Source organism: Cognatilysobacter lacus (genome assembly GCF_008274655.1).
GTDB classification, from domain to species: domain Bacteria; phylum Pseudomonadota; class Gammaproteobacteria; order Xanthomonadales; family Xanthomonadaceae; genus Cognatilysobacter; species Cognatilysobacter lacus.
Window position 1 is genome coordinate 1 of record NZ_VTRV01000127.1, and the last position, 8,234, is coordinate 8,234.

At 68.8% G+C, this 8,234-nt stretch carries 7 protein-coding genes; 2 read left to right on the forward strand and 5 right to left on the reverse strand.

Annotated elements, in window-relative coordinates:
• The coding region (gene ssb / locus FW784_RS10750; RefSeq protein ID WP_149353343.1) for a single-stranded DNA-binding protein at positions 1–352 on the reverse strand (352 nt) is incomplete at its 3' end.
• A gap of 159 nt (positions 353–511) precedes the next feature.
• Between ssb and FW784_RS10755 the strand changes: the two genes are divergently transcribed.
• Positions 512–1,498: a polyprenyl synthetase family protein gene (locus FW784_RS10755; RefSeq protein WP_235893656.1), complete on the forward strand. Its 987-nt coding sequence runs from the start codon at positions 512–514 to the stop codon at positions 1,496–1,498.
• Positions 1,499–1,526: 28 nt separating this feature from the next.
• Here FW784_RS10755 and FW784_RS10760 read toward each other — a convergent pair whose 3' ends face one another.
• The 4 genes from FW784_RS10760 to FW784_RS10775 all read right to left on the reverse strand — a co-directional run bounded on the left by FW784_RS10760 (position 1,527) and on the right by FW784_RS10775 (position 7,762).
• On the reverse strand, positions 1,527–2,351 hold the full coding sequence (locus tag FW784_RS10760) for a dienelactone hydrolase family protein (protein ID WP_149353344.1): 825 nt from the start codon (positions 2,349–2,351) through the stop codon (positions 1,527–1,529).
• 66 nt (positions 2,352–2,417) lie between these two features.
• Positions 2,418–3,836, reverse strand: coding sequence for a UDP-N-acetylmuramoyl-L-alanine--D-glutamate ligase (gene murD, locus FW784_RS10765; protein WP_149353345.1), 1,419 nt, complete (start codon positions 3,834–3,836; stop codon positions 2,418–2,420).
• Positions 3,817–5,175 (reverse strand): UDP-N-acetyl-alpha-D-muramoyl-L-alanyl-L-glutamate epimerase, encoded by a 1,359-nt coding sequence (gene murL, locus FW784_RS10770; RefSeq protein ID WP_149353346.1) that lies wholly within the window; start codon positions 5,173–5,175, stop codon positions 3,817–3,819. Before murL ends, murD begins: the two co-directional genes overlap by 20 nt.
• Positions 5,168–7,762, reverse strand: a complete 2,595-nt coding sequence (locus FW784_RS10775) for a bifunctional aspartate kinase/diaminopimelate decarboxylase (RefSeq protein WP_149353347.1) — start codon at positions 7,760–7,762, stop codon at positions 5,168–5,170. The genes murL and FW784_RS10775 overlap by 8 nt, the downstream gene beginning before the upstream one ends.
• A gap of 160 nt (positions 7,763–7,922) precedes the next feature.
• Here FW784_RS10775 and FW784_RS10780 point away from each other — a divergent pair.
• On the forward strand, positions 7,923–8,234 hold a 312-nt coding region (locus FW784_RS10780), incomplete at its 3' end, for a PhzF family phenazine biosynthesis protein (RefSeq protein WP_149353348.1).

Sequence of the window (8,234 nt, forward strand, 5' to 3'; positions counted from 1 at the left end):
CGGCGCCGCCACCTTCCGCGCCACCGCCGCCGAGCATCTGCATCTCGTCGGCGATGATGTCGGTGAAGTAGCGCTTGGAATCGCCTTCACCGGACGTCGAATATTCGATACGGCCCTCGATATAGACCTGGCGACCCTTCTTCAGGTACTCGCCGGCGATCTCACCGAGCTTGCCGAACAGCTTTACGCGGTGCCATTCGGTCTTTTCGAGCTGGTTGCCTTCCTTGTCCTTACGCACGCTCGTCGTGGCGATGCTGATCGTGGTGATCGCCATGCCGCCCTGGGTGTACTTCACCTCGGGATCGTTGCCGAGGTTGCCGACGAGGATGACTTTATTGACGCCGCGTGCCATGGACTTTCCTTTACGGGTTCGTTTGGACGACCGACATTGGAGTATACCCGCGGCCCCGTGTCGGTCGGTCCAGGCCGGCTCGCCGTGTCAGATATGTCCGGGCGCCGGCGCGGGGCCGCCTATAATCGCCGGCCGCTTTCCCCCCAGCGAGACGCCTCGATGCAGCCCCCGTCCCTGACCGAGATCCAGGCACTCGCCCGCGAGCCGATGGCCGCCGTCGACCGCCTGATCCGCGAGCGCCTGAAGTCGGACGTGGTGCTGATCAACCAGGTAGCCGAATACATCATTGGCGCGGGCGGCAAACGGCTGCGCCCGATGCTGCTCCTGCTGGCCACCGGGGCGGCGGGCGGCGAGGCACTGATCGACGCCAAGGCGCACCAGCTCGCGGCGGTCGTCGAATTCATACACACCGCCACGCTGCTGCACGACGACGTCGTCGACGAATCGGACATGCGCCGCGGCCGTCGCACGGCGAATTCCGTCTGGGGCAATGCGGCGAGCGTGCTGGTCGGCGACTTCCTCTACTCGCGCAGCTTCCAGTTGATGGTCGAGCTGCAGCGCATGGAGGTGATGCAGATCCTCGCCGACACCACCAATCGCATCGCCGAGGGCGAAGTGCTGCAGTTGCTGCACATACGGAACCCGGACACCGACGAGGCTGCCTACCTGCGCGTGGTCGAACGCAAGACCGCAGTCCTGTTCGCAGCGGCAACCCGCCTGGGCGGCCTGCTCGCAGACGCGCCCGCCGAGCATTGCGACGCGCTCGAAACCTTCGGCCTCAACCTCGGCTACGCATTCCAGATCGCGGACGACGTGCTCGACTACGCGGCCGATGCCGATGCCCTCGGCAAGAATCTGGGCGACGACCTCGCGGAGGGCAAGGCAACGTTGCCGCTGATCCACGCCATTGCGCACAGCGATGCCGCTGCCTCCGCTCGGCTGCGGGACATCGTGTCGAACGGCGACGTCGAGTCGCTCGACGAGGTGATGACGGCGATCCGTGCGACCGGTGGACTGGATTACAGCCGCCGCCGCGCGAGCGAGTACGCCACGAAGGCCGAAGCCGCCCTGGCTACGCTGCCGTCCAACCCCTATTCGCGCGCCCTGCTCGGCCTCGCGCAATACGCGGTCTCGCGCGACACCTGAGCGGCACCGCGCGAGACGCAAGGGTGCCCTACTTGCGTGCGCCCGCCGCGCGCGCCGCCGCGAATCGTTCGCCGAAGAAGTCACCGAGCATCCGGTACGCACGCGGCGCCTGGCGCGCGTCGTAGCGGCAATTGCTGTTCGGGTCGTTGCCGGCGTCGGGCTCCGCGAAGCAATGCACGGCACCGCCGAAATCCACGAACTGCCAGTCGGCGCCCGCGCGCGTCATGTCCGCCTGCAGCTTGGCGACGTCTTCGCGCGAAACGGATTTGTCGGCTGCGCCGTTGAGCACGAGCAGCGGCGTGCGCACCGCCTTGGCGGTCGGCAACGTGGCATCCAGGCCCGCGTGCAACGTCACGGCACCGTCGAGCGCCGCGCCGCTGCGGACCAGCTCCAGCACGGACGTGCCGCCGAAACAGAATCCGAACGCGCCGATGTGGCGGGCGTCCAGCGGCGCGGTCGCGGCCTGCGCGCGCAGCATCTCCACCGCCTTCTGCATGCGCGCGCGCAGCTTGGGCCGGTCGCCCTTGAGCGCTCCGGCCGCGGCACCGGCCTCCTGCACGGTCTTGGGCCGCACGGCGCGGCCGTAGACGTCAGCGACCAGAACCACGTAGTCGCGGCCCGCGACGCGCTTCGCCTTCTCGACGGCAGACGGGTTGATGCCCATCCAGTTGGGAACCATCACCAGCCCGGGTCGAAGTTTCGGTCCGGCGTCGTCATAGACCAGCACGCCCTGGAACGGCTGGCCGTCGAGGGTCCACGCGACGTCACGCGTGCGCATTGCGGCCGATGCGTGGGCGGCAGTGAACGCCAGCAGCGTGGCAAGAACGATGCGAGTACGGGAGCGGCGGTTCATGGGCGTCTCCGGGAGAGGGCGAACCTCGAGCGTAACGCGACTCCGCCGAAGACCGCGTCGGGCGTGTCAGGCGACGCCGAGCCCCGGCAGGGCGCTGATTGCCGCTGGATCGAAGCCGGCGCGCTGCGCGAAATCGCGGCCACGTTCGACGTAATCACGATAGACGCCAAAGCTCGGCGCACCGGGCGACATCAGCACTACCGGCTTGCGGGCGTGCGCCGCGTGCAACGCCTCCACGGCGCGGGTCATCGCCCCGCCGAGGTCGGACGCCTGGAGCAACGCCCAGCCGCCCGCGTTCGCAACCGGCAGTAGCAGGTCGTGGATCCGCGCCCCGTTCGCGCCCATGGTGATGATCGCGCGCGGCGCGTTCCGGCGCATTTCTTGGGCGAAGTCGAACCAGTCGAGTCCACGATCGTGGCCGCCGACCAGGAGCGCGACATCGCGATCGGCGAAGCACTCGAGCGCCGCCAGCGTCGCGTGCGGCGTGGTGCTGATCGAATCGTTCACGTAGTCGATGCCGTCGCGGGTGCCGAGGATCTGCAGCCGGTGCGGCAGCGGGCTGAAATCGAACGCTGCCGGCGCGAGCGCCCGGGCATCGAGACCTAGCGCTTCGATCGCCGTAAGAACGGCCGCGAGGTTGCCGCGGTTGTGCCGACCCGGAAGCGGCAGGCCGCGCGTATCCATCACCGGTTCGCCCGCGCGATGCAGCACGTCACCCCGCAGATGCCAGCCGCGCCCGTCGCCGAACCAGCGGACGTCAATGCTCGCCGGTAGATCGAGCTGCGACAGGATCGGGTCGGCGGCGTTGAGCACGGCAATTCGCGGCGACGCTTCCGTGACGAGCCTGAGCTTGTCTTCGACGTAACGCTGGTGCGAACCATGCCAGTCGAGATGCTCGGGAAACAGGTTCAACACCACCGCGACCGCGGGACGCGCCCCGCTGGCTGCGACGTCTCCGGTCTGGTAGCTGGAAAGCTCGATCGCCCAGTAATCCGGTGCGGGCTCCGGATCCAGCAACTCCAGCAGCGGCAGGCCGATGTTTCCGGCGAGCGCCGTCCGGTGCCCGGCGCTGCGCAACAGGTGCGCGAGCAGCGACGTGGTCGTGCTCTTGCCCTTGGTGCCCGTGACGCACACGGCATGGTCGACGACGCCGTCGCTGCCCGCGTGCTCGGAAAACCACAACGAGGTGCCGCCGATGAAGCGCGTGCCTGCATCGCGCGCCGCCGACGCCGCATCACCGTACGGGCTGATGCCCGGCGACTTGACCACGATGTCGAACGCGGCGAGCGCCGCGCCGTCCACGGAGGTCGACACCGTGAGCGCGGCATCCTCGAGCAACGCCGCATCCGCAGCTTCGTCGCCGCTGCAGAACAGCGTCAGCGGCAAGCCGCCCAGGCTGCCGCGGATCGCTCGGTAGGCCGCGCGCCCCTCACGGCCCCAGCCCCATAGCGCTACGCGGCGGCCGTCAAGCTGCGAGATGCGCACGCAGGCGGGCCCAGAGCGCGTCGGGAATGCCGTGCTCGCCTGAGATCACGAGCAGCGATTCGATGACCGGCACGTCACCGAGCTTGGGCAGGATTTCGCGCGCGAAACGCTCAACAATCGCGTCCTCGCGCCATTCCGGTCGCTGCGCCAGGAATGCCATCGCGGCGCGCGATTCCTGTCCCTCGCCGACGCATTCGAACGGCTTGTGGTCGCGGTATTCGAGCAGGGCATCGAATCCGCCGGTCTGCGTTGCATCGTCGAGCAGGTTGCGCCCGAAGATGCCGACCAGCCGCGGCTTGCTCATGAACGGCGCCAGCGCGAGGAAAACGAAATGGCACTTGGGGCAGATCCCGCACCAGCGCTGCGCCGGGCGCTCGCCCATGATGTGGAAGTTGCGATTGCAGCTGGAGAAATGCTGGTCGTAGCGATCGGATTTCGCGAACTGTCGCGCGACCGCCAACTCGCTCAGCGGCCGCAGCAGCGAGTAGTAGCGAAGGTCGGCAGCCACGTGTGACCGCAGGTGCGATGCGAGCGCCTTCTCGAACGCCCAGCCCTTCGACCACTGGTGGTTCACCTCGCCGGTGCCCTCGATCATCGACCCGTAACTGGCCGAACGCTCGTTGGAGAACACGACCTGGTCGACCCCGTGCAACACCGCCGCCAGCGCAAGGATGGCCGAGTTCACGGCCGTGACCGGGATGTGCCCGTTCCATGCGCCGTTGCGGTTGTATTCGAACAACTGGGGCGCGAGCTGGCGCCCGATGTTCAGCGTCGGCAGCCCGGTGCGATCCGCACAGGCCGCGATCAGTTGCGAGCTGCCGATCCACGTCACGGTCTGCACGACGCCCGCACTGCGCAGCGACTCGATGCTCACCAGCGAATCCTTGCCGCCGCCGATGGCGACCATCGCGTGCTCGCGGAGGCCGAGCGCCGGTGCGGCGGGTGCGTTCCCTGCAGCGGCCGGAAACCGGATCGAACCGCGCAACGCCAGGCCATTGCGATAGGCGAACTCGCCCAGTCCGTTCTCGTAGACGTCGGTGAGGAACGCCGCGGTGCCCGCATCGATCGAGTAGCCCTCGATGCGGATGTCGCGCGGAACCGCCGCCTTGTAATAGCTGACGCCCGCGAGCAGGTGCAGCAACTGCACCGCGCGCTCGACCGCTTGCGCGGCGGCGGCGTCCAGCGCGAACGGCGCGCCCGGGATCGTGATGATCTCCACCATCTCGGGGCCGTCGTCGAATGCGTACACGAGCTGCACGACGCCGGTGGCGGCGTCCAGGCCGCAGCGGACGAAGCGGAAGCAGCCGATCGCGTCGCGCGAGAAGCGCCAGTCACTCATCGAGGATGTCCTCGGCCGGCAGCGGCCGCAGGTTGTAGGTATTCGCCATCGCCATGCCATAGGCACCGGCGTCGGCAACGAGCATCACGTCGTCCTCGGCCGTTGCGGCCGGCAGGCGACGCGCATGGCCGAGCACGTCGCCGCTCTCGCAGATCGGGCCGACGACGTCGAAGGTGTCGAGCGACGCATCGTCGATGCGCGTTAGGTTGTGGATGCCGTGGTAGGCGTCGTACATCGCCGGGCGCACGAGTGCGTTCATGCCGGCGTCGAGCCCGATGCGGCGCACGCCGTCCTTCTCGACGACCTGCGTGACATGCATCAGGAGTGCGCCCGCCTCGGCGACGAGAAAGCGGCCCGGCTCGATCGCCAGCCTGCAACGCGGGTATGCCGACTTGATGCCGCGCACGCCGTCCCGCCAGGTGTCGAGGTCGAACGGGCGCGCATCCGGCGTGTAGGGAATCGGGAAGCCGCCGCCGATATCGATGGTGTCGATGGCGTCGCTCGAATCCGCCAGCGCTGCGAGCGTGCCGTAAACCTCGCGCCAGTGCGCCGGGTCGTCGATACCGCTGCCCAGGTGCGCATGCAGCCCGGTGATGCGCACGCCGAGAATGCGCGCCTGCGCCATGAAGGCATCGAAGCGCGCGACCGGCAGGCCGAACTTCGCTTCGGCGCCGCCCGTCCTGACCTTCTCGTGGTGGCCTTCGCCGTGACCGAGGTCCAGCCGCAGCCACGCAGTGCGTCCTGCCAACACGTCGGGCCAGCGCTGCAGCAGTTCCATGCTGTCGAGCGTGACGTTGACGCCGGCGTCGAAGGCGGCCGCGTACTCGCGGCGCGGCGCGAAGCTCGGCGTGAAGAGGATGCGCGACGGCGCGAGCGACGGCAGCGTACGCATCACGTGCTGGACTTCCGCGAGCGATACGCATTCGAACCCGAACCCCTCGGCATTCAATGCTTCGAGGATGGCCGGGTGTGCGTTCGCCTTGAGCGCGTAGAAGCCGCAATCGACGAGGCCGCCGTCGAGCAGCGAACGTGCGCGCTCGCGAACCGTCGGCAGGTGATAGACGTACCGCGGCGTCCCGAGCGCCGCCCGTGCCAGCAGCTCGTCACGACGCGCAAGCCACCACGGCGCCGCGCGCTCGGGTCGACCGTGCACGACATCCCGCCACGCCGGGCCGAACACGCTCTCGTCGAGCACCGGCATCGCACCGCCGCGGACGAGTTCCGCGTGCAGCGTGGGCAGCAGGCCTTCCGCATCGGCCTCGTCGACGACGAAGGTCAGGTTGAGGTCGTTCGACGACTGCGAGATCAGGTGCACGCGCTCGCGCCCGAACGTCGCCCATACATCCGAGAGCTTGTGCAGCAGGGAGCGCATGCCGCGACCGACCAGCGTGATCGCCGCGCAGGGCGCGATCACTTTCACGCGGCAGACCTCCGACAGATCCTCGCTCAACGCGCTCAGCACGTTGGTGGTCACGAGGTTCTCGCTCGGGTCCAGTGACACGGTCACGTTGGTTTCTGACGAACCGATCAGGTCGATCGACAGGCCATGGCGCTTGAAGCGTTCGAACACGTCGGCAAGGAAGCCGACCTGCTGCCACATGCCCACCGATTCCATCGAAACGAGCACGATGCCGTTGCGACGGCTGATCGCCTTGACGCCGGGCACCGTCGCCGCGGCCGCATCGATGCGCGTGCCCGGCAGCTCCGGGCGTTCGGTATCGAGGATCGCCATCGCAACGCCCGCGTCGCGGCACGGCCCGATGGAGCGCGGATGCAATACCTTGGCGCCGGTCGTCGCGATTTCCTGCGCCTCGGCGTAGTCGAGCCGCGCAAGCAGGCGCGCGTCCGGAACCTCGCGCGGATTGGCGCTGAACATGCCGGGCACGTCGGTCCAGATCTCGACGCGGCGCGCCCCGAGCAGCGCGCCGAAATACGCCGCCGACGTATCCGAGCCACCGCGCCCGAGGATCGCGGTACCGCCATCGCCGTGGCGGGCGACGAAGCCCTGGGTGAGCACGATCTCCGTGGGCTGCATGGAGAAGCGTTCGGCGAACGCCGCGTCCGTGCGGTGATCGCAATTGACTGACAGCCGACCCGCCCAGTCGCTCTGGTTGGGCAATGCGACCGCGTCCAGCCAGTCGCGCGCGTCGCACCAGCCGATGTCGAGGCCCTGCGACTTCAGGTAGGCCACGCCCAGCGTCGACGAGAGCAGTTCGCCCTGCGCGAGCACTTCCGCCTGCCAGTCGAGCGATCGTTCCACGCCGCGCGGATCGGTCGCGAGCGATCGAAGCGTCGCGAGGCGGTCGTCGATGACAGCGGCGGCGTCGAGCCCGAGGTCCGCGCAGAAGTCGCGATGACGGGCGACCAGCGCCTCCACCCTCGCGTCGGTGCCGTGGCCGGCGCCCGCGTCGGCGATGGCCTGCAACTCGTTGGTGATGCCCGACAGCGCCGAAACCACGACCAGCACGCGCACGCCTTCCTCGCGCGCACGCCGGGCCGCGAGACGCCCGACGGTGTCCCAGCGGCTGCGCCGCGATACGGAGGTTCCACCGAACTTGAGTACGACCCAGCGCGTCGAAGCGGTCACGAGGTTTCCAAGGGGCCATTCGGCGGCGGCCGCGCGGCCGGGATGTGGCCGGTGCCGCAACAGGCGACAGCGCGTACTCACGGGACGGCGATTTTATGCGATGACGCCGTCGAGCGGGTCCGGCGACAATGCCGGCCCGTTCCGCCGGCCGGCTCAAACCATGACGCAGCGCCGCTTCCTCCAGCTCGACGTCTTCGCCGATCGCCCCGGCGCGGGCAATCCGCTCGCCGTAGTCGTCGACGCCGAAGGCCTCGATAGCCCGTCCATGCAGGCCTTCGCCCACTGGACGAATCTTTCGGAGACGATCTTCCTGCTACCTCCGGGCGACGGCGCCGACTACCGCGTGCGCATCTTCACGCCGCGACAGGAGCTGCCCTTCGCGGGACACCCGAGTGTCGGCGCCGCTTGGGCGGCGATCGACGCCGGGCTCGTGCCCGCTGGCCGCGCGTCGCTTGTGCAGGACTGCGCGGCC